The organism is Pseudomonas sp. AC463 (assembly GCF_979253585.1).
Map to the genome: position 1 here is coordinate 1 of NZ_CEEDDZ010000223.1, position 370 is coordinate 370.

Sequence of the window (370 nt, forward strand, 5' to 3'; positions counted from 1 at the left end):
CACCCCGCCGCGTGAAGTCCTCGATCATGCCGCTCTCCCTAATTGTCTGATGAATGAGGGAGGCGCTGGAATCCAGTGGAATTTCAGGAACAGGATCAGGGGCGATGCTCCGGCACCGCCCCCCGATCGCTCAGGCGGCGACGCGGACCCGCGTGGTCCGCCGGCGCAGCCCCGCACCGATCCCGCCGATGCCGACGATCATCAGCGCCCAGCTCGCCGGCTCCGGCACCGCGCCCGCTGCGTTCAGCGAGAAGGTGACGTTGTCGATCGGGAACAGCGCAGGGCCGTTCTGGTTCTCTGCGCGGGTGAAGGTAATCAGCGAGATGTTGCTGAAGATGTTCGAGTATTCGATCGGCGAACGGCCTTCGCT

General features: G+C 65.1%; 1 protein-coding gene. It reads right to left on the reverse strand.

The features are described 5' to 3' along the window. Nucleotides 1–130 precede the first annotated feature (130 nt). Nucleotides 131–370 (reverse strand): PEPxxWA-CTERM sorting domain-containing protein (locus AC0IYH_RS29875; RefSeq protein ID WP_471837704.1); only part of this gene is annotated, 240 nt, incomplete at its 5' end.